Here is a 21,791-nt window from a genome sequence, read left to right as displayed (position 1 = left end):
CCCCCCCGCCCCGACAAAGCCCAGCCCGGTCAGAATATTGGCTGCAATCCGGTCATGGCTATCCACCCCAATCTTTAAAGACATAATGGTAAACAGGCAGGAACTCAGACTGACCATAATCATGGTTCGAAGGCCGGCCGATTTGCTGCGATATTCACGCTCTGCGCCAATAATTGCTCCAATGCCCAGGGCAATCAGCAAACGATACAGATCCGGATGCATATATTTTCCCTTTATTCATTTTTATTGTTTTCAGGTATACGCAATTTTTTGGTGAGGATACAAGCCTAGACTTGCATCCTTAGTTTTCCTTATTGTAACTGTTCCCATTCCACGACAACCTGGGCATGATCGCCAATCAGGGTCCATTCGCCATCCATGACATTTAGCTGTAACTGCATGGTGCGCTCGCACAATTGTGGCAATGCCTCTGTAGTTGCGCTAGAAAGTTTCCACACTTCTACATTGCTTAAGGTTTTTAATTTGCTGTTGCGCTTGTACCATTCATCCACAGCTGAACCATAACTGACCACCGCCACCTGCTTGCAACGCGCACTGGCCTTTTTCACCTTGTCTTCATCCGGACTGCCCACTTCAATCCATTTAATCAGCTGACCGGTCAGGTCTTTTTGCCACAACGCCGGTTCATCGGTTTCAAACAGATCTTTGGTAAATTCCAGGCTTTCGTCGGCAAAACGGGCATAAGCCAAAATACGTACCATCAAACGTTCAATGGTTTCAGAGGGATGCAAAGCCATGGTGAGCTGGTAATCACCGTATTGATGGTCATCCATATTGGCAATATTCAAATCTGCCTTATAAATTGTTGCTTTCAGCGCCATAAAAGAGTCCTCAAATTTGGCGCTTAGCATATAAGATTTGCAGCTATTTTGCTGAAATGTTTTTAATCCTGATCCGGATTGATCTGGCATTGAAAGAGTTGCTGTTCAAATACCTGCCAGTCACGCGGCTGCTGCACAATAATTTCAATACGGTTATCAATGCTTTCTTCGACAGACTGATAGTTAAACTGCTCGGGGTTAAAATTGAAGCTTTTCCAGCCCTGGTCGGTATTGAAAATCCCTTTAATCCGCAGCCACCCTTGCTGTTCACAGAGCAGATCCAGCAAGGCATAAAAATCGAATTGGCAGCGCTTGGGCAATTTCCACCCCGCGACACTATAGTCTTGTGCCGTTTCAACATAGTGATAAGGCAACTGTTTAATTTCTGATAGAGACTGTCCAGCTGAAAATGTTTTTTGGATTTTCAGTAAAGGCTGAATTTTACGTTGGGTTCCCACATAAGGCAGGTCAATTTGCTGAAGTAAAATGTGTTCCTGCCCACTCATCAGCCAGGTTTGCTGATAGGCCTGATATTCACTTTGGAGTGCCTCCAAAGCCTGATCATCGGCAAAGTCCATAGTATCCGCATGGGACACCACAATGATTTGTGCAGCTTTTAACTGGTCGGCATATAAATTCTGCTTGGTCCAGTCTAAATCATGCAAGCGTGAGCCATCCACCACGGTCACCAGCGCCTGCATGGCAATACTGGGCTGCCAGTGCGGTTCGGTCAGCTGTTCCAGCAATTGCGCAGGATGTCCCAGCCCGGTAGGTTCAATAAATAACCGGTCCGGTTTGCTTTCTGACAATAACCGTGACAAGGCGATCTGCATCGGCAACTGGCTGCTACAGCACAGACACCCACCCAACAGCTCTTTCACTTCATAGCCTTGGGTTTGCGGCAACATCTGCTGATCGACCCCAATTTGCCCAAACTCGTTCATCAACACCGCCCAGACCTCATTTTCCGGCTTCTGGCTGAGCAAATGTTGAAGCAAAGTGGTTTTTCCTGCCCCTAAAAAACCGGAAATAATATGCGTAGGTACCGCTTGAGTGGGAGAAATCAGTTTCAAAATTAACTCGCTTTCAGATAGATATCATCAGTTCATCAGTGAGCACAACTCACCCATCATGATCATGATGATGCTCACTTTCGTTTTTCCGTATTGCATAGTAAAGCATCTTGTTTATTTTGAATCCCTCATCATTCAATTTTTATTTTTTTACGTTTTTGAAAATGCACTGTAAATCATTCACTTCATGCTGTTACATGCAAAGCAGGATGAAATCAAAAAGCGGTATGATGTTAATAATTCAGCTTTTATATTTTTTAGCCAAAATTCATCAATGATAGAAAAAAATGATCATCAAACGCTAAAAACATATAGTAAATAATAAATATAATCATTTATTTTCAATAATTTAAGCAATAAATACATTTCCTGTTGTTTTGTTATCATTCAATATATCTACTATGGCATAGCTTGTTTGACAGCTCTACTTCACCGTTAATAGCCCCATATGCGAAGTATTGGATGTTTGCACATGAGCGATAAATTAAATTATTCGACCGAAGTGGCGATTTTAGGTGCCGGCCCTGTAGGCTTAACAATTGCTAACTATTTAAGCAAGCAAGGCGTAAAGGTCACTGTCATCGAGCAACTGGACAGCTTGATCGATTACCCGCGTGCGATTGGTATTGATGATGAAGCATTACGTACCATTCAGTCACTTGGCCTAGTGAATCAGGTATTACCTCATACTACACCTAATCATGCCATGCGTTTCTTGACGCCTAAAGGTCGCTGCTTTGCAGACATTCAACCGCTGACCCGCGAATTTGGTTTCTCACGCCGTAATGCGTTTATTCAGCCGCAAGTCGACAATGTTTTACTGCAAGGCTTAAGCCAGTACGATAAGACCCAGGTACTGTTCTCTCGTCACCTGGTGGAATTCAAGCAGGATGCCAAAGGGGTTACCCTGAACATCCAGAACAAAGCCGGTGAACAGGAAACTGTTCAGGCACAGTATTTAATTGCTTGTGATGGTGGTAACTCGATTGTACGCCGTACATTGAATATTGGCTTTGACGGTAAAACCGCACCAAACCAATGGATTGTGATTGATATTGAAAATGATCCGTTGGCAACACCACATATTTACCTGTGCTGTGACCCGGTTCGTCCCTATGTTTCGGCTGCCCTGCCTCACGGTATCCGTCGTTTCGAATTTATGGTGATGCCAGGTGAAACTCAGGAAGAACTGAGCAAACCGGAAAACATCGCCAAATTGCTGTCTAAAGTATTGCCAAATGCCGAAAATATCGAAGTAATCCGCCAGCGTGTCTACACCCACAATGCGCGTATTGCCGATAAGTTCCGTGTTGACCGCATTTTGCTTGCCGGTGATGCTGCACACATTATGCCGGTATGGCAAGGTCAGGGTTATAACAGCGGTATGCGTGATGCCTTTAACCTGGCCTGGAAAATGGCATTGGTGATTCAGGGCAAGGCTACTCCAGACCTGCTGGATTCTTACCAAATTGAACGTAAAGACCATGCCAAAGCCATGATTGACCTTTCTGTGATGGCAGGTCACGTGCTTGCGCCACCGAAAAAATGGCAAGGTTTCGTGCGTGACGGTATTGCCTACGCATTGAATTACATCAAGCCGATTAAACAGTATTTGCTTGAAATGCGTTTTAAACCAATGCCGAAATATCATGATGGTGCATTGCTTGCAGATGGCAAAAAGGAATCACCAGTCGGCAAGATGTTTATTCAGCCGCAAGTGAAACTTGAGTCGGGTGAAACAGTTTTACTGGATGATGTGATTGGCAACGATTTCGCCATTATTGCCTGGGGCGTCGATCCTCAATGGGGCATCTCGCATGCCACCATGCAATTCTGGAAGAAATTAGGCGTCAAATTTATTCAGGTGATTCCCGAAGTTCAGTTTGGCAATGAAAAGCGCAAGCAGTTTGACGGCGTGATTACCATTGGCGATATCGGAACCGATATTCGCAGCTGGTTTGGTAAAACCTCGGAATCGGTGGTGATTCTGCGCCCTGACCGTTTTGTGGCAGCGCTTGCGATTCCACAAACCCTGGATCACGTGAGCCAGCAGTTGTTCAAAAAGCTGCATGTAAAATAATGGCGATATAACAATACATTCACTGAATACTATTCAGAGGCCTGACCACGCAAAAGCGTGGTCTTTTTTTATTTTTCAGTCATATAAATCTTTAAATTTAAGGTCAATTATTAGACTTCTTCCATCCATCATTTTAGAAACTAAAAATTGTTCGTAAAACCAAAATTGAAAATAGATTTTAGTCAATATCAGATTCATGAGTGTGGCATGGATGCCACACGTTTCCCATCCCTTGCGCTGCATTTTAAAGCAGTGCTTAAAACTGGCTCAGGAGGTCGTATATGTTAAATAAAAGATTTTTCCTGCAGACTCACAATATATTTTGAGATCCTCATTTTGACCTTTCAAAAGTAGAGAGATTGCCTACGAGAAGGTAAAAAAATTAAATCAATCAAATGAGGCTGTGCTGATTAACAAAATCCAATATTGAACATTTTTTGATTTATGCAAGAGATCTATTCAAGAGAACTTCCAAATAAATCTATTCCTTTAACTCTTCAAAATCAGCTCAATCACTTTAATATATTTAGCAATTTCAATTAAAAATTAACAGCAAAAAATATTAATCATTGATTTTCTACAAGCATGGTACACCTTTCATTGAATCACGCTGGGCCAGAAGCTGAATAAACGGTTTGAACTCATCCAGATAAGGCAATATTTTGAGAGAGATAGCAAAAATCAACCAATAGCCCAGAAATAGATCTGCTGCTGAAATTTTATCACCCAGCAAATATGGATTTGCTTCTTGCATACCCTTTTTTAGAAATGCAAATACGCTCTCTTCATGACCAAAAGTCAGGCTCCGTTTTCTTTGCTCAATTTGCTCATCGGGCACATTAAGCCCTTTTAAATCCATATATTCAGTCAAAGGTCCATGGGCAAAGAACATCCATTTCAGATAGGCACCACGCTTGGGATCATCCAGTGCCGGAGCCAACCCCTTTTCCATATATTTGTCCGCCAGATAAGTAAATATGGCTGCGACTTCGGAAATCACCACGCCCTGATCGACCAGACAGGGAACTTTCCCCATGGGATTAATACTCGTATATTCTGCCTGATGCATGTTTTCATAGGGCACCTCGATCTGTTCAATCTGGTCTTCTATGCCCAGCTCTTTCAATAAAGGTAGCAGTGTCATGCCACGCGACTGGGCATTGTTATACAGCTTCATCATTTTAATTCGTTCCCTATTGTTATTTTAGTTTTTGAGTATAAAACGGTTTCATCACCTGTTGATGCTGATTATGTGACACATTCATCCAGTAACGATGCTTTTCATCGCTTTAAAAGCACCGTGTGACATCAAACATTTATTTTTAAAAGAAACCCATATAAAACTGCTCTTTTAAAATTTTTAAAATCAGTTCAATCAGCTCATTTTTTTGTCCTTTAGGATAACTGGCATACAGGTCAATCATCGGTAAAGGTTCAATGGTATTTTTGACGATAATTTTATCGCCCAGGAGCGGGATCACATAAGCCGGTACCAGACTCCAGCCCACGCCCATGCCGACCAGATTGACATTTAACAGAATGTTGGTGGAATGCTGGACGACGTTGACATCCAGTTTAGATTGTTTAAAGAAATCGGTAATAATTTTATACAACTGCGGTGAGGCACCTTCATCGCTAATCACAAAATCCTGATGATTAAAACTCTTGATACTAACATGACGCTGCTCGGCAATCGGTGAATCCTTCGGCACGATTAAAGCCAGCGGTTCACTAAAAATCTGCACGTGCTCCAGTTCATCCGATGCATCGATATAACGGGTAAAGGCAATATCAATGTCGCCTTTTTTTAAGGCTTTAAACTGATCGGCATCGGTCAGGCTATGAAAGTTGATTTTAATGTCGGGGAAATGCGCCCGGATGTTCGGCATGATATAGGGAAAAATTTTCATTTCCGCTACCGGCACAAAGCCAATATTCAGCTGGTCTTTGCTCAGGTTGGCAATTTTCCGCGCATCCTGAATCGCTTTTTCAGCATGTTCCAGGCTTAATACGGCCTCTTTTAAAAATGCTTTGCCTTCTGCTGTCAGTTCAACTTTACGGTTCGATCGAACCAGCAATTGCACCCCGACTTCTTGTTCCAGGTCTTTAATTTGCTGGCTTAAAGAAGGCTGCACCGTACACATGCGCTGTGCGGCCTTGGTAAAATTCAGTTCTTGTGCAACTGCAACAAAATAACGTAAATGACGTAATTCCACGTGCCGGACCTCTTTATTTAGGTTGCTTCAGTGATGCCGAAACTGTGTATTTATAAACAAATAAAGTCAGCACAGTAATTACAGCACAAAATAAATAACTCAGTTGATAACCATAATAGGCAATCATCAATCCTAAAATGACTGAACCGATGGCCATGCCCAAATCGAACAGGGTGAAGAAGGTGGAAATGGCATGCCCCATACGCTGTTTGGCGACAGACTGGATGGCTATGGTTTGAAAACATGGAAAGAGTGAGCCATAACCAATGCCAATAAATATAGCAGATAACCAGAGCAGCCATTGATTGGAGATAAAACTGACCACGACCAGGCCGATGGCAAAGAAAATAAATGAAGGATAAATGACAGCACTGGCACCTTTACGGTCATAAATTTTGCCCACCCACGGCCGCACCACAATCATGGAAATGGCAAAGACAATAAAAAACAGGCTGGTATATGCCAGCAGATCTTTAGATTCACTATAAGCGGTAATGAAACTCATAATGCTGGAATAAGCAAATGCGGTCAGCAAGGCAACAAAACCAATCGGTATGGCACGTGTTTCAATAATGTCATGCCACCCCAGACGCGTTTTGTCTTTAGTCTCAGCCGTGAAAGCAACCTTGTCTTGCTGTTGTACCGGAATCATTAAACAAAAGATAAAACCCAAACCGATCACCGCAGTTAACAGCGCAAATAGCATTTTAAAATCAGTAAATTGCAGTACAGTTAACGCGATTAAAGGCCCAAATACCACGGCAAGATTGGTCGACATGACGAAATAACCCATGCCCTCACCCTTACGGTGATCTGGAATAAAATCATTCGCTATGGGCACGGTTACCGTGGTTAATACACTAAACCAGATGCCGTGAATAAAACGAATCAGCAATAAGGCCCACATGCTGTCGGCAAACAGATAACTCAAGGCAAAAACAACAAACAGCAATTCTGAACCGCGAAAGGCGATTTTTTTACCTAATTTTTCCACAATCAGTCCGGAAAATGGCCGGACTGCAATGGAAGATGCCAGAAACAAGGTCAGTGCCAAGCCTGCTTCCTTCACCGTCCCGCCTAAATCCTTCATGATGTAAATTGGCAGAATGGTCAATAAGGCATAATAATAGGTAAATAAAAACAGGTTATTGCATAGACACAGGATAAACGAGCGATTCCATAAACGCCCAGGGTTTGTCGCAGACATAATGACCAACTTAGCGGTAGCTTATTGCTACTTTCGAACCAGAACAGGCTGCATCACCAGACTTACAAGATTATGTATGTAAGTTTCATCCGGCATGCAGTTAAAGAAAATAATCTGATAATGAATCGGCCCATACAGCGTATCCAGCATCAGTTCAAACGGGTAATTTGCAATAATTTCATTACGCTCTATGGCGAGTTGAATCAGCTTGCGTGTCTGCTCACGACGCGGTAATAAATACAGCCTAAAAAACTCACCGGCTGCTTCACGATGCTCGGCCATGACCACCAGCAAGGCCCGTCCCAAAGGATGATTTAGCGCGAGGGACAATTTTAAAAGCTGCTGGTTCAGATTGAATTCCAGACTCTGCTCGAAGTCCAGATCAAACACCGAAGCGGTATGCTCCTTAAAGGCATCAAAGACCAGATCAGATTTATGCTTCCACCAGCGATAAATGGTCGACTTGCCTACCCCGGCTCGTGCGGCAATGTCTTCTACGGTTAAACGACTGTAATCATCTTGTTCCAATGCAGCAGTCACCGCATTCAAAATACATTGCTTACGACGCGAAGTTTTTTCTAGCTCAGTCATTCGCCACCAAAAACGAAACGATACGTATCGTTTTATATTAGGCTAATTTTTGCTTTCTGTATAGGGCTGATCTTTTCTTTAAAATCAAAAAAAGGACCGCTTCAAAGCGGCCCTTTTCATTCAATACCCATTAGCATTGCGAGGTTTTTTTATAAATACTGCATGAAGGATGATGGCTTTCTTGCAAGCGCGCCACTTTACGATGTTCAGCCGCCTCAAAACGGCAACGTTTCCAGTCATTGTCCAGATTTAATGGCGGAATCTGTTTCGGTTTACCATTTTCATCCACGGCGACCATGGTGAAATAACAACTATTGGTATGACGTACGGTACGTTTTTGAATGTTCTGCGCTTCAACACGAATCCCGATTTCCATTGAGGTACGACCGACATGGTTGACACTGGCAAGAAAAGTCACGAGTTCACCAACATGAATCGGTTCTTTAAAATTTACTTTATCCACCGATAAAGTCACCACATAACTGCCTGAATAACGGCTAGCACATGCGTATGCAACCTGATCCAGTAATTTTAAAATTGTTCCACCATGCACATTTCCTGAAAAATTTGCCATATCAGGAGTCATTAAAACTGTCATGGTTAGTTCAGACTGATCATCTAATGCTGGAGCAATTTGATCTAATGGGGACATCGCGTTCTCTAGATTCTTTTACAGACAATAGTATAAGGAAAGATTATATCGTTTTTCTGGGCAATAAAATGTCGAAATTGCCAATAAACCCATCATTATTATTTATAGTAATTTTGCCATCATTCAAAAAAATATATATCAAAATGATCAAATCACTGACATATAAGCATTTTTCTTATAGACTGATTTTAATAGAATATTTGTTCTAAAAATTAGATTACAAAAATATGGCCAGGTATTTTAAATACATATATTGTGGTCATGGTCTGAATAGGCAAGGATAAAACAAAAGTTTAATCCATTTGAGCATAGCTGCCATTGTTAACCTGTAATCTCAGACAGATTCAATAAATGCATTCAGATAAGATCAAGCAGTGACATCACGCAGCATTTCTTTAGAGATATTGCCGTAGCTCAACACATTTTGCTGGTCGATTTGAGTCTCAATACAATAGGTACCATCGGTGTTTTCTGCAATGACGGTAAATACCAGATTTCCCATACTTGCCATTTTGACTTTTTGGCCTAGGGTAAACTTTTCTATTTTCATACTGTTGCTCTGCATTTAATCATCCTTACAAAAATATGTTTTTATGACTATTTCGACAACATCCAGTGTAGAGCGTTTTTATTTACCGGTAAACTTAAATCATTGAACAAAAAACATTAATATAAAACTCATATCGTATGAAAGCTTTAGTCACTTAGTTTATTTTATTGAATAATTTCAATTAATTAGTTTGTCTTTATAATAGAATTTCATGAGTTTTAAGGAAGAATTCATCAAAACCCATGTGAAAACAGACTAAAACATAACAGCAGTGCAATGATGAATCTGAGACCTTTAGAAATTCAATTTCATCATTGCCATTGATTGAAGTGCCTAATCTTGTGCACTTAATTGTTGAATGCTATGGCCGAATGGATAATGCTTCTGTTTCAACAAGGTGGTAATGGTATTTAATTGATTTTGTGCTGCATCCACACCGGCTTGCATGGTCATTGCTCGGCCTTTCACATCAAATATATGCCCTTTTTCCCTTAAATCCGGCTGAATCACAATATCTGCATGCTTTAACTCTTCTTCAGCTAAACGGCTCTGCATAATATTGATATTCTGATTGAACATTCCCCACACATTCGTGGTTTCGGTATGCATGGGTTGTGCAAGAATATCCACGGCAATAATAATATCCGCACCCAAATCACGTGCCACGCCTACAGGCACCGGACTCACCAGACCGCCATCCACATATTCATCCGTCCCAATTCGGGTAGGAATAAACATGCTTGGAATAGACACGGAAGCACGTACCGCCTGCCCGGTATTGCCATAGTTAAAGACGACTTTTTTGCCTTCTTTCAATTCCGTTGCGACCACGTACATCGGGATTCTTAGCGACTCCAGAGGCGTATTGTTGACTTGCTGATTCACATAATTTTCAACCTTCTGACCGTCAAAAAAGCCTTTCATATCCAGCTTGATATCACGCACATCGTTGGCTTTCATGCTTAAAGCAATATCACGCAGTTCTTCTGCCGTTTTGCCACTGGCATAAATGGAACCCACAATACTGCCCGCACTGGTGCCTACAATCAGATCCGGGTGTATACCCTGCTTTTCCAGTACCTGAATGACCCCGATATGAGCATAGCCACGAGCACCACCACTGCCCAGTACCAAGGCAACAATAGGACGGTTTTCCTGCTGTTTGATTTTTTTAAAATTAATACGCTCTGCCCGGACTTGAGCATCTGCAGCAGGTGGCTCAGATAGTCCTGTCGAACCAACAGTAAGCTTAGATTGGGCAACCGTTTGACATCCGCCCAATCCCAATACTGCCAAAACAATAAAACTAAATTTGATATTGCGCATGAACCACCTAAAGATAAATAAAGCTGTTCGCAAAAAGCAGATAGTTTAAGAACTGGATCTTTGAAAAACTGTAGTAATTCGTAATGTGATGATCACGCTATTTCAGCTTTTTAAAAAACCTTATTCATACATTTGCCATCTTATCTTTATATTATCTCACCTTTTGAGCTTTTTTTTCATAACCAGATTTTACCTGTAGGGTCAGGACGGATAACGATCATATAAATTAGATTACCTGAATATAAACTGGAGATTAAAAATAATTTTTCAAATAAAAAAAGAGGCGAACCAGTCGCCTCTTTTTCTATTCTACGTTTTGAATTAGAAATTATATTTAGCCATCAAACCGACACGGTTATCTTTATATGACTCGCCAGCAAAAGTTTCACGCTTACCATTGATATATTCCACACCTAAATCAATTGGAGCTGCTGGAGAATAGATAAAGTTAATCCACGCTTGTTGTACTTTTTCATTCGCATTTGTAGTCAATGCAGATTTAGCATATTTAGTGCCATCATCTGCAAACAAAGCGCCATAGGCTAAAGTCGAACGTAATTTAGGTGAAATTTTATAGGTTGCACCGACTTGGGCAGCAGTAAATTCATTTTGCTCAATATTATTACCATCAAGCACATAAGCTGAATTAGCACCATATAAATAATTGCTATTGCCCTGAGAATACGAAACATCACCATTTAACTTTAACTGCTCAGTCACTGCATAAGAAGCACCAGCTGCCAAGCCCCAAGCCACTGCACTATCGTCTGCAGATTTATAATTTTCCACTAAAGCACGGGCAGATGCATTTCCTTTACCATCGGCAAAACCTTGAACCAATTTAGCAGTTAAGCTAGGTATGCTATATTTAGTTGTTGAATCTACAGGTTTAGCAGTTGTAGCATCCAATTGAGTAAATTTACTATCACCTTTTTCAGCAGAAACAAACAATTGAGTTGTAGGGGCAAGTTTGAAGTTGTAACGAACTTGTGGAACACGCGTTGTACCGCCACCAATATTTGTATTAAAGTCAATCATTTCTGGCGCATGACTTGACAGGAAGTTCGAAGTCGTTTGACCGAATAACCAGTCGTTATAGGTTAAATAAGCATGACGGATACGCAAGTTTTCAGTTGCACTGGCAAAGTCAACTTCTACCTTACCACCGACTTTTGCATCACCCACAGGTGTATTAAAATCTAAGCCTAAACGAGTCGTTTTTGCTGTCGCACGTAATTTGTCTTGTGCTTCACCCTTACTCGTGTGAGCAGAGTTAAAATCGTTATCTGCACCTTCAATAATATAGTTGGCATCACCACGAACAAAACCGTATAGGTTTACACTGGCGCCCGCTTTAGTTTTAAAGCCTGTGATTGATTCAGGTTTTGCTGCAGGTGCAGCAGCAAGTTGTACAGGCTGGGCTTTTACCTGCTCAATTTGGGTTTGTTGCTGTTGTTGTACTTGCTGTTGTTGTTGAATTAAAGATTTTAATGCTTCTACTTCTTTACGTAAGTCCTGAATCTGTTTCTGTTCAGCTGTGCCTGCATAGGTAGTGCTTGCCATTACCGCTGTAACTGCCAATGCCAAACCTTTAGCCATAAATTTACCGTTACGTAATTGACTCATTCTTAAAATCTCCGATTTGTTAAATATTCGCATCCATGCATTTTGTGATTTTTAAAAACCTAATAAATCTATGAAAAATTTTCCTTCAAAAAATTAAAAAGCTTAAAAAACCATCGCATTTTCAGCTTATGAGTACAGTAAAAAAACTTAAAAATATTATAAAATTGCAACATGTAAAAACTTACCTGTCATGGCAAATCTAGCAATTTTCAGCTTTTATTAAAATCAGTTTTCCCGAACATTGACTGAAAAATAATCTTATTTTTAGATGTAATAAAAAAATAATGTGAATATTCTTAGACTTAGAAAAATTCCACCTCAAGCTGAACAAGCAGACATTCGACTAATGTATAAACTAAAACCGCACTAAAAAACTCATTTCAAAAGAATTTTTTATGAATTTGCAACTTGCTCAGCATGTGAATGATGCCATTACTTCTCGCCATTCAGTACGGGCTTTTTTGAGCCGGACGGTTGATCCGCAAATCATTAAAGATATTTTAACCGTAGCAAGCCGGGCACCTTCAGGAAAACCTTTTCCTGAAGATGCCCAGAAAAATGGATATCGCCGCGTTTATGGACAAATAAACAGTTTTAATTCAAACAGACCTTTAGCACGAATAAGCTTAAAGGTCTCTTTTTATATATTGGTTTTAGGTATTTAAACGTCTATTCTGCAATTGTCTGCTGAGTTGCAGAATACAAAGCAAAGTAACGCCCACGAAGATCAGCATCAGCACTCCCATATTGAGCAGAGAATTCCAAACCAGGAAATTCAAAATCACGCCGCCGAGCAAACCACAGGCAAACTGCATACTCCCCATAATGGCACTGGCTGTTCCCGCTTGCGCACCCTGTTCCGCCATGGCTAAAGCCATCGCATTCGGTCCGGTAAAACCAATTCCTGCCACTGCCCAGAACATGCCAATCAATACCACCCATAATGGGCTATGCCCAATTAAGCCTGCGCTGAATAAAATCGAGGCTCCAAGCAACTGAATGACGCTCCCTATTTTCAGTCGGTTCAGAACTGAAAATTGATGGCCAAGCTTTTTATTTAGGGTGGATAGCAACATGATACCAAAAGCATTCAGGCCAAAGGCATAAGCAAATTGCTGTTGCGTTAATCCATAATCATCCATCAATACAGCAGCAGATGAACTGATATAACAGAATAAAATGCCGCCAGAAAAACAGCCGGCCAGCATTGGCCATTTAAAACTCGGGTCTTTAAAAATACTGCCGTACAGCTGGATAATCTGGGCGACGTTCAGCTTTAAACGGCGTTCAGCCGGCAGACTTTCTTTAAAGAAAAAGTGTACACAGACTAAACAGATCAACCCGATCAGCATCAGAAACCCAAAAACTGCCTGCCAGGCAAAGAACTTCAATACCACTGCCCCTAAACTGGGTGCGATAACCGGCGCAATCCCCATCACAATCATCATGCTGGCAAAGGCCTGTGCAGATGCCTGCATATCCAGACGGTCACGAATGGCAGCCCGGGCAATGACGACTCCTACACAGCCCCCGACCGCCTGTAAAATCCGTGCAGCAATTAAGCTCCATTCGTTGACGGCAAAAATACACAGCAGGCTTGCAACCACATACAGGGTTAAACCAAAATACAGTGGCGTTTTGCGCCCAATCCGGTCGCTTAAAGGACCATAGATCAGCTGTCCTAAAGCCAGTCCCAAAAAATAAGCTGGTAAAGTATTGGCCACCATTTGCGTACTGACGCCAAAATCCTGTGCCATTTGCGGCAAGGCTGGCAAGTACATATCAATAGAAAGTGGACCTAGTGAGGTCAATAATGCCAGCAGCATAATCCATGTTGTGGAATACTGCCGTGTAGATTGCTGTACAGACATATCTATATTCAATTTTTAAATGGGCGCTTTAAAGACAAGCTTACACTGTACATAGTATTATTTTAAGGATTGAGAGTGAAATTTCACATAATTTCACTTCCTGAGGCATACCTCCTTTAGTGATTAGGACATAACTTGAAATCTTGGCTTACGCGTCTTAAACAAGCGACTTACAACACGACATTTATGTATAACCTGCGCATGATTATTGCATTTGCAGGTACCGCCTTTGTGCCTTATGTTATGGGACAGCAGTTAGCCACCATTCCGCTGACCTTAGGCGTGGTTGCTGCCGGTTTAAGCGATATTGATGACCGCTTTTCAGTGCGGATCATGAACCTGATTTATACTTACATCGGCTTCTTTATTACTGCCGCCTCGATTTATTTTTTATTTCCTTATCCTGTTTTGTTTGCCATAGGGCTGATTGTGTCCTGCATTGGCTGGATTCTGCTCGGCTCATTAGGACGCCGTTATGCGACCATTTCCTATGGCTGTCTGGTCATTTCGGTCTATTCGATGCTCGGCGTTGGACTGTTTGATCAATGGTATATGCAGGCTGGACTGCTGGTTGCCGGTGCGATGTGGTATGGTCTGCTTTCCACCATCAGTTTTCTGTTATTTCCGGTTCGCCAGGTTCAGGACAAACTGTCCCAATGCTACTCATCACTGGGTGACTTCCTGTTTGCCAAATCGAACCTGTTTGATGTCGACATGACACCAGACAGTTATCAGCAAAGCATGATTGAGCTGTCTTTGGAAAATGGCAAGCTGGTCGGTATTTTCAACGAGATGAAAACGGCGCTGTTAACCCGTTTAAAAGGCGACCGTGGACAAAAAGATACCCGTCGCAGCCTGCAATACTATTTTGTGGCTCAGGATATTCATGAACGTGCAGATTCAGCGCATATTGATTATCAAAAACTGGTCAAGATTTTTGAACATAGTGACATTTTATTTCGCTTTCAACGCATTCTCTCGATTCAGGGCAAAGCCTGTAAAGACTTGAGTTCCAGTATTTTAAATCGTGAAACCTATCAGCATAACAAACGCTTTAAACATGCTTTTGCCAATTTAAAGCTGTCTCTTGAGAAATTGCGCACCGAACAGCAATACGATCAGGTTTGGGTCAATGCCTTATTTTCCCTGTATCAAAACTTAAAGTCGATTGATGCGCAACTTCGCAACGTAGAAACAGAACGGCATATCAAGTTCGATAAAAGCAAGCATATTGAAAACCAGCTGAAAGATGATGATTTAAAAGGCTGGGATGATATTGTGATTCGGATCAAGCAGCATTTAACCCCAGAGTCGGTGCTGTTTAGACATGCAATTCGTGTGTCCATCGTCTTGCTTATTGGCTATATTTTTGTTCAGGTGACCAATATTGAATATGGCTACTGGATTTTACTGACCGCTCTTTTTGTCAGCCAGCCCAACTTTAACGCCACCAAACGCCGCCTGCGCCTACGGATTGTGGGTACCTTGGTCGGCATTATTCTCGGCTATGCCATTTTGTATTTTATTCCTTCGATTGAAGGTCAATTATTGCTGCTGATTTTAAGCGGGGTACTGTTCTTTGAATTACGCAGTAAGCAATATGCCCAGGCCACCGCTTTTATCACCATTTTGGCGTTAATCAATTTTAACCTCGATGGAATGGGTTTTGCCGCAGCCCTTCCGCGCATGATTGATACCTTGATTGGCTGTGCCTTGGCCTGGTTTGGGGTGAGTTTTATCTTTCCGGACTGGAAATTCCGTCGTTTACCCCGCACAATCCGACGCTCACTCACCGCTCAATGTGAATATTTGGCCGAAGTCATTGAACAGTACAAAAATGGGCGTAATAACGGTTTGAAATATCGTGTGGTGCGTCGTGCTGCACATAATAACGATGCAGATGTGGCCTCACTGATTTCCACCCTCGCCACAGAACCTGATTTTGATCCGACGCAAAAAAGCCAGGCCTTTGAATTCTTGTGCTTGAATCACACCCTGCTCAGCTATATTGCTGCACTGGGCGCACATCGTGAAAAAATTGCAGATCAGGAAGTTCTACAGTTATTGAACAAGGCTTTAGAGGATATTCGTGGGGCACTGTTAAATGATGAAGTACCTGACCTGACGGCACAGAATATGCTGAATACCATACGCCAACGCTTAAGCCAAAATAATGAAGATGATCAAAAAGCGCTGATTGTTTTGCAGCAATTATCGTTGATGCTCAGTATTCTGAATCAACTCAGTCGTTTAAAGCAAAGCTTGAGCCATGACCGTGATGAAAAAGCCACCGAACTCGCCTCATTATAAATAGGATGATTTTGGAACAATATACTCACTGAATTGGTATAAATAATGCTAAACTTTTTACAGTTCTAAATTTGTTATTTTTATTATGACCGCGAAAAATTTATACGCTTATACCCTGCAGCCTGTGAACTATGAAATTTCCGAGGCTGAACAACGTCAAGCTCAACTTGCCATCTGGCGTAGCACCAATAAAATCGGCACCAAAGCCTGGATCATCATGGCAGCTGTGACCCTACTTTCCATTGTCGGGATCATCTTGCTGAAAAACTATTCCACTATTTTCTGCTGGGTGGCTTTGGTCTGTGTGCTTGCATATTTCCTCATCCGTAAATTCGGTCTGGAATGGTATGTAAAACGCAAGATGAATGAATTTCCGGTGCAGGAAATTAAAGGCATCCGTTTGGGCGTACAGCCTCACGGTATCGTGATGCGCCAGCAAATGGGTGCACAGGAAGGTGTCGGTGCAATTGGCTGGAAAGATATTTATGAGTGGTACAATACCCCGGACTTCATGTTGATTAACTTCAAGGTCAAAGGTCAGCAAGGTGCCTATATCTTGCCAAAGCGTATGGATTCCAAGAATTTTTCTTTCAATACCATTCGCAAGCACCTGACTGAAAGTGTGGGCGAAGCAAAACAGATTTAACGCGAACTCTAGCTAGACCCTTAAATAAAAACCTCCAGACTGGGGGTTTTTAATTCCGACAAAATTAAATGATAATGAGAATAAATATTACCTACAAAATCGATATCATTTTGGCAAAGTTCAGTTATAATTCAGTTTAATTCCGTTTCTCACCCTCTTTTTTCGGCTATGTTAAAAAAAATCTTTTTCCAGATTCACTGGTTTCTTGGTATTACTGCCGGGTTAATCCTCTCCCTTATGGGAGTGACCGGTGCCATTTATTCATATGAACAGCCCATCCAGAAATGGCTCAATCCGGCTAGCTATACCGTCCAGGTTGAAAAACAAGATAAATTAACCCCTGCCGAACTGTATCAGCATTTTCAAAAAACTGATCCGGACATGAAAATTAACAGCATCACCGTGGCCAAAGACCCGACCGCATCTTCAAGCATTAATATTGTCAAGGAAGGTGCACGCAAGGGCTATACCATGATGATTAATCCTTATACAGCCGAAGTGTTACCGGAGATTAAAGGACGAGAATTTTTCAAGTTTATCGAGCAGTTGCATCGCAATTTAACCATCGGGCCGGTCGGCAAGCAGATCACCGGGGCCTGTACCCTCATGCTGATCTTTTTTGTACTCAGTGGTTTATATCTGCGCTGGCCGAAAAAGCATTCTTTTAAACAGTGGTTCATGCTCAAGCCACAATTGAAAGGTCGTAATTTCCTTTGGGACTTACATGCTGTGGTGGGTACCTGGGTGGTGATTTTCTTCCTGATTATCGCATGTACCGGCCTAACCTGGTCTTATGGCTGGTGGCGTAGCGGCTTGTATACCGTGATGGGTGTTGAACAGCCGCAAGCCAAGGGTGAAGCTGAAGCGCCAAAAGGTGGTGAAGCTCGCAGCAACCGTGAGGGTCCAAATGAAGCAATGCGTAATGCAGCTACAGGCAACCCTGAAAAAGCCGGTGAACCTCAGCGCGGTGAAAAACGCGAGAAAAAAGGCTTAAGCCCGGAACAGATCAATCTGGCTCTTAGCCAAAGCTGGAACGGCTTTAATGCTCAAGTAGGCCGCGATTATTCAAGCATTACCCTGAATATCCCGAAAAAAGCCAATGGTGAACTTGAAATTAGCTTTGTCGATGCCATTCCCCAGCATGAACGCGCACGCAACAAAGCCACATTTGACTATCAAGCATCTACCATCAAAGAGATGGAACTTTACGAAGACAAAAAACTCAACGAAAAAATCATGAGCAGCATGCTGCCGGTACACCGGGGTAGCTTCTTTGGTCCGGTTTACCAGTTCCTGGCCATGCTGGCTGCTCTGAGTATGCCATTGTTCTTTGTCACTGGCTGGATGCTTTATCTGAAACGTCGCAAACAGAAGAAACAGACTCAAGCTGCACGTCAGGGCTTAACCGCAGTCAATATTGATGCCAATGCAAAACCCTGGCTGATTGTCTATGCCTCACAAACCGGAATGGCAGAACAGCTGGCATGGCGTACTGCCACCAGCCTGCAACAGGCGCATCAACCTGCCAGCGTGAAATCTGTACAACATTTAAGTCTGGATGATTTAAGAAATACCGAACAGGTTTTATTTGTGGCCAGTACTTACGGTACCGGTGAAGCACCTGATTTAGCCTCGGGCTTTGTCAAAAAAATACTGAGCAAGCAAACTGATTTAAGCCATCTGCACTATGCAGTATTGGCCTTGGGTTCCCGTGAATATGCCGACACTTTCTGTCATTTCGGTCATGCAATTGATGACTGGTTAAAACAGAATGGTGCCCAGCAGCTGTTTAATATCATTGAAGTGGATAATGCCAATCAAGAGCAGATTCAAACGTGGAATAGCGCTTTAGCAAACGTGACTCAGCTTGAGTTACAAGCCATGAATATCGAAAAAACTTTCGATCGCTGGACCTTAACCCAACGTGATCTGCTCAACCCGAACAGCCTCGGTGCACCGGCCTTTAATATCGAGTTAAAGCCGGATCATGAAGTGAGCTGGCAAGCCGGTGATATCGCCGAGATTCAACCCGGTAACAGTGCTGAACGTATTGCCCTGTTTATGCAGCAGCATCAAATTCAGCCGAATACCCCTGTAGATTCGTTAAAGATCAATATTGAACAGGCCTTATGGAATAAAGATTTAACCGTTGAAGTTGAACCTTTTGCCAATATGGATCATTTACTGGAGCAACTTCCAACGCTGCCTTCACGTGAATATTCCATTGCCAGCATTCCTTCACAACAAGTTCTGCGTTTAGTGGTGCGCCAACAGTCCAATGCTCAAGGTCAATTGGGTCTGGGTTCAGGCTGGCTGACTCTGCATGCCCCATTAAATAGCGAGATTGCGCTGCGTATCCGTAACAATGAAGCTTTCCACCTGATTGATGACAACCGTCCTATCATTTGTATTGGTAACGGTACCGGTCTGGCAGGCTTAATGAGCTTGTTACATGCACGTACCCGTCAGGACTATACGCAAAACTGGCTAATCTTTGGTGAACGCCAGCGTGAACATGACTTCTTCTATCAAAGCACAATTGAAGCCTGGCAAACGACTGGCATGCTGCAACGCCTGGATTTGGCCTTCTCGCGTGATCAGGCTGAAAAAGTCTATGTGCATCATAAATTGCGTGAACAGGCACAAGAGCTAAAAGCATGGCTTGACAAGGGTGCAGTGATTTACGTTTGCGGTAGCATCAACGGTATGGCCAGCGATGTCGATCAGGCCTTAACCGACATTCTGGGTGAAGCTGTAATTGATCAGCTACGTCAGGATGGACGTTATCGCCGTGATGTCTACTAATCATTGAAGTCAATAAAAAAAACCGGGTCTCAGAACCCGGTTTTTTTATACTTAAAGTATCCAATTTGTTTAAACTAGCAACAACATTCGCCCAGAGTCATTCTATGTCCAGCAGTATCAAACGTCGCCTGAGTTTTATCATTGGCAGTCTATTGACTCTCGATAGCTTATGGTTACTGTCACTGGATAAAATTCATCTCGGCATTATTCTTCCATTGATCATCGGTACAGGACTGATGCTCTATGCCCTGTTTTTTAACCGGATCCACAACTTTATTCAGCTCACCCCGTTAAGACAGACCTTATGGCGCTACGCATGGGCGGGATTTTTTCTCTGGATCAGCACATTAGTGATATTTTTCAGTTATCTACAATATAGCATTCAGCAGTCCAATGCTGTTCAGCCCGCTTCTGCCGTGATTATACTGGGCAGCGGCATTGAAAATGGCCGACCCTCTCCCACCTTAAAGCAGCGTTTGGACGTTGGAGCTGCTTATGCCAAACGTTACCCGGAAGCCCTGCTGGTCGTGACCGGAGGTCTGGGATTTAAAGAACAGATTTCTGAAGCAACCGTGATGTCTGAATATCTGCAGCAACAGCATCATATTGACCCATCACGTATTCTATTAGAAGCTAAAAGTACCAGTACTGCAGAAAATCTGCGTAATGTGCAGCCTTTGCTGGCACAGCAGCATATTTCTCTAAAGCAGCCTGTTGTCATTGTCACCAGTGACTTTCATATTTTACGTGCCAAAGCCATTGCAAAACATCAAGGTTACCAACAGATTATTACTCTCAATGCCCCAACCCCGCTCTATATTCGCTATAACTCCTGGTTACGCGAATATTTTGCCTTTATCAGTGGCTGGTTTTTACAGGAATATTAAAATCAGTTCAAACGAATGCTACGGGGTAAAGGCAGTTTTTCATCTTTAAACAATTCAGGTTTTTGCAGGTAAATCTGATACAGATAATTTTTAATATCCAATAATAATTTTTCAGGCGCCACCAGCACATTTTGCCCTTCCGGCGTTAAATCCATCGATACACAGGTACTTTCCTGACGTAAAAAAGGAATGACTTTTTCAACAAAATCTTTAAGTGAAATATCCTCAACGTGATAATTTGCCCAATTGTCTTTCACCAGCAATTTTGCCAAGCCTTTGCTTTGCCAGATGGCAAATGCACGCTGACCGGTAGGCGTTGCACATAATGCCCAGCCATCTTCATACAGGGCATGAACATAACCTTGGCCTACAATCGTTTCAACAAATTGTTTGTAAATCTCTTGCGCGTTATAGCTATTATTTTGGTTTTTGGACGCAGCCTTGCGTTGGTATGGATTTCTCATGATTTTTCAATAGTTAAAATTATTATTAACTAAAGATTTTAGGAGAAAAATAGAATTTGATCAAGGAGAATATGTGGTGGGCGCTGACGGGATCGAACCGCCGACATTCTGCTTGTAAGGCAGACGCTCTACCAACTGAGCTAAGCGCCCTTGAGGAATAAAAATAGCACTGCTATTTTTATGACGCAAGAAGAAATCTTGCTTGAATAACATTTCCTAGTCAAGGAATCTAGAAAATGGCGCAGCGGACGGGACTCGAACCCGCGACCCCCGGCGTGACAGGCCGGTATTCTAACCAACTGAACTACCGCTGCATCACGATACTTATTTCTAAGTAGCTATATCTGAAAAAGAAAAAATCTTTAAAAGATATGGTGGGCGCTGACGGGATCGAACCGCCGACATTCTGCTTGTAAGGCAGACGCTCTACCAACTGAGCTAAGCGCCCTTAAAGGGTCTTGCAATTTTGATTCTAAGGATGGCGCAGCGGACGGGACTCGAACCCGCGACCCCCGGCGTGACAGGCCGGTATTCTAACCAACTGAACTACCGCTGCATCGCAAAAAATCTGGTGGGCGCTGACGGGATCGAACCGCCGACATTCTGCTTGTAAGGCAGACGCTCTACCAACTGAGCTAAGCGCCC

At 42.5% G+C, this 21,791-nt stretch carries 18 protein-coding genes, 5 tRNA genes and 1 pseudogene; 6 read left to right on the top strand and 18 right to left on the bottom strand.

Features of this window, described 5'->3' with window-relative positions; translation table 11 throughout:
- From E0H88_RS14985 to E0H88_RS14975, 3 genes are all read right to left on the bottom strand, one after another.
- Window positions 1-222: MgtC/SapB family protein (locus E0H88_RS14985; protein WP_131274857.1), on the bottom strand; the 222-nt coding region annotated here is incomplete at its 3' end.
- A gap of 89 nt (window positions 223-311) precedes the next feature.
- Window positions 312-842 (bottom strand): YaeQ family protein, encoded by a 531-nt coding sequence (locus tag E0H88_RS14980; RefSeq protein ID WP_131274855.1) that lies wholly within the window; start codon window positions 840-842, stop codon window positions 312-314.
- A gap of 62 nt (window positions 843-904) precedes the next feature.
- Window positions 905-1,915 carry a CobW family GTP-binding protein gene (locus E0H88_RS14975; RefSeq protein WP_131274853.1) on the bottom strand — a complete coding sequence of 337 codons (1,011 nt, stop codon included), beginning with the start codon at window positions 1,913-1,915 and terminating at the stop codon, window positions 905-907.
- Between the two features lie 472 nt (window positions 1,916-2,387).
- Between E0H88_RS14975 and E0H88_RS14970 the strand changes: the two genes are divergently transcribed.
- On the top strand, window positions 2,388-3,995 hold the full coding sequence (locus E0H88_RS14970; protein WP_131274851.1) for a bifunctional 3-(3-hydroxy-phenyl)propionate/3-hydroxycinnamic acid hydroxylase: 1,608 nt from the start codon (window positions 2,388-2,390) through the stop codon (window positions 3,993-3,995).
- 577 nt (window positions 3,996-4,572) lie between these two features.
- Here E0H88_RS14970 and E0H88_RS14965 read toward each other — a convergent pair.
- The 8 genes from E0H88_RS14965 to E0H88_RS14930 form a co-directional block, all read right to left on the bottom strand.
- Window positions 4,573-5,172, bottom strand: coding sequence for a glutathione S-transferase family protein (locus E0H88_RS14965; RefSeq protein WP_131274859.1), 600 nt, complete (start codon window positions 5,170-5,172; stop codon window positions 4,573-4,575).
- Between the two features lie 145 nt (window positions 5,173-5,317).
- Window positions 5,318-6,211 (bottom strand): LysR substrate-binding domain-containing protein, encoded by an 894-nt coding sequence (locus E0H88_RS14960; protein WP_131274849.1) that lies wholly within the window; start codon window positions 6,209-6,211, stop codon window positions 5,318-5,320.
- 13 nt (window positions 6,212-6,224) lie between these two features.
- Window positions 6,225-7,418, bottom strand: coding sequence for an MFS transporter (locus E0H88_RS14955; protein ID WP_131274847.1), 1,194 nt, complete (start codon window positions 7,416-7,418; stop codon window positions 6,225-6,227).
- Between the two features lie 27 nt (window positions 7,419-7,445).
- Entirely contained in the window at window positions 7,446-8,009 is a 564-nt protein-coding gene (locus E0H88_RS14950; protein WP_131274845.1) for a TetR/AcrR family transcriptional regulator, read from the bottom strand.
- Between the two features lie 130 nt (window positions 8,010-8,139).
- A complete protein-coding gene (locus E0H88_RS14945) occupies window positions 8,140-8,661 on the bottom strand; it encodes an acyl-CoA thioesterase (RefSeq protein ID WP_092818769.1) in 522 nt (173 codons plus the stop codon).
- A gap of 367 nt (window positions 8,662-9,028) precedes the next feature.
- Entirely contained in the window at window positions 9,029-9,226 is a 198-nt protein-coding gene (locus E0H88_RS14940) for a hypothetical protein (protein ID WP_092818770.1), read from the bottom strand.
- 318 nt (window positions 9,227-9,544) lie between these two features.
- Entirely contained in the window at window positions 9,545-10,537 is a 993-nt protein-coding gene (locus tag E0H88_RS14935) for a patatin-like phospholipase family protein (RefSeq protein ID WP_131274843.1), read from the bottom strand.
- A gap of 321 nt (window positions 10,538-10,858) precedes the next feature.
- Window positions 10,859-12,163: a DcaP family trimeric outer membrane transporter gene (locus E0H88_RS14930; RefSeq protein ID WP_131274841.1), complete on the bottom strand. Its 1,305-nt coding sequence runs from the start codon at window positions 12,161-12,163 to the stop codon at window positions 10,859-10,861.
- A gap of 395 nt (window positions 12,164-12,558) precedes the next feature.
- Between E0H88_RS14930 and E0H88_RS14925 the strand changes: the two are divergent.
- Window positions 12,559-12,693, top strand: a pseudogene (locus E0H88_RS14925) (nitroreductase family protein); the annotation flags it as partial.
- A 123-nt stretch (window positions 12,694-12,816) separates the two neighbouring features.
- Here the strand turns inward: E0H88_RS14925 and E0H88_RS14920 are convergent.
- A complete protein-coding gene (locus E0H88_RS14920) occupies window positions 12,817-14,034 on the bottom strand; it encodes a multidrug effflux MFS transporter (protein WP_131274839.1) in 1,218 nt (405 codons plus the stop codon).
- Between the two features lie 135 nt (window positions 14,035-14,169).
- On the opposite strand from E0H88_RS14920, the gene yccS reads away from it, so the two are divergent.
- The 4 genes from yccS (at window position 14,170) to E0H88_RS14900 (ending at window position 20,682) form a co-directional block, all read left to right on the top strand.
- On the top strand, window positions 14,170-16,344 hold the full coding sequence (gene yccS / locus E0H88_RS14915; RefSeq protein ID WP_131274836.1) for a YccS family putative transporter: 2,175 nt from the start codon (window positions 14,170-14,172) through the stop codon (window positions 16,342-16,344).
- 85 nt (window positions 16,345-16,429) lie between these two features.
- Window positions 16,430-16,990: a YcxB family protein gene (locus E0H88_RS14910; RefSeq protein ID WP_131274834.1), complete on the top strand. Its 561-nt coding sequence runs from the start codon at window positions 16,430-16,432 to the stop codon at window positions 16,988-16,990.
- A gap of 168 nt (window positions 16,991-17,158) precedes the next feature.
- A complete protein-coding gene (locus E0H88_RS14905) occupies window positions 17,159-19,795 on the top strand; it encodes a PepSY domain-containing protein (protein ID WP_131274832.1) in 2,637 nt (878 codons plus the stop codon).
- 104 nt (window positions 19,796-19,899) lie between these two features.
- Window positions 19,900-20,682 (top strand): YdcF family protein, encoded by a 783-nt coding sequence (locus E0H88_RS14900; RefSeq protein WP_131274830.1) that lies wholly within the window; start codon window positions 19,900-19,902, stop codon window positions 20,680-20,682.
- Between the two features lie 2 nt (window positions 20,683-20,684).
- Here E0H88_RS14900 and E0H88_RS14895 read toward each other — a convergent pair whose 3' ends face one another.
- The 6 genes from E0H88_RS14895 to E0H88_RS14870 form a co-directional block, all read right to left on the bottom strand.
- Window positions 20,685-21,146 (bottom strand): DUF2750 domain-containing protein, encoded by a 462-nt coding sequence (locus tag E0H88_RS14895; RefSeq protein ID WP_092818778.1) that lies wholly within the window; start codon window positions 21,144-21,146, stop codon window positions 20,685-20,687.
- A 74-nt stretch (window positions 21,147-21,220) separates the two neighbouring features.
- Window positions 21,221-21,296: transfer RNA gene (locus tag E0H88_RS14890), tRNA-Val, on the bottom strand.
- Window positions 21,297-21,383: 87 nt separating this feature from the next.
- A tRNA-Asp gene (locus E0H88_RS14885) sits at window positions 21,384-21,460 on the bottom strand.
- A gap of 58 nt (window positions 21,461-21,518) precedes the next feature.
- A tRNA-Val gene (locus tag E0H88_RS14880) sits at window positions 21,519-21,594 on the bottom strand.
- A gap of 31 nt (window positions 21,595-21,625) precedes the next feature.
- Window positions 21,626-21,702, bottom strand: a tRNA-Asp gene (locus E0H88_RS14875).
- 13 nt (window positions 21,703-21,715) lie between these two features.
- Window positions 21,716-21,791, bottom strand: a tRNA-Val gene (locus tag E0H88_RS14870).

Source organism: Acinetobacter sp. ANC 4216 (assembly GCF_004331195.1).
Classification (GTDB): domain Bacteria; phylum Pseudomonadota; class Gammaproteobacteria; order Pseudomonadales; family Moraxellaceae; genus Acinetobacter; species Acinetobacter kookii.
The sequence above is the reverse complement of the archived record's forward strand: the minus strand, read 5'-3'. Positions and strand labels throughout refer to the sequence as shown.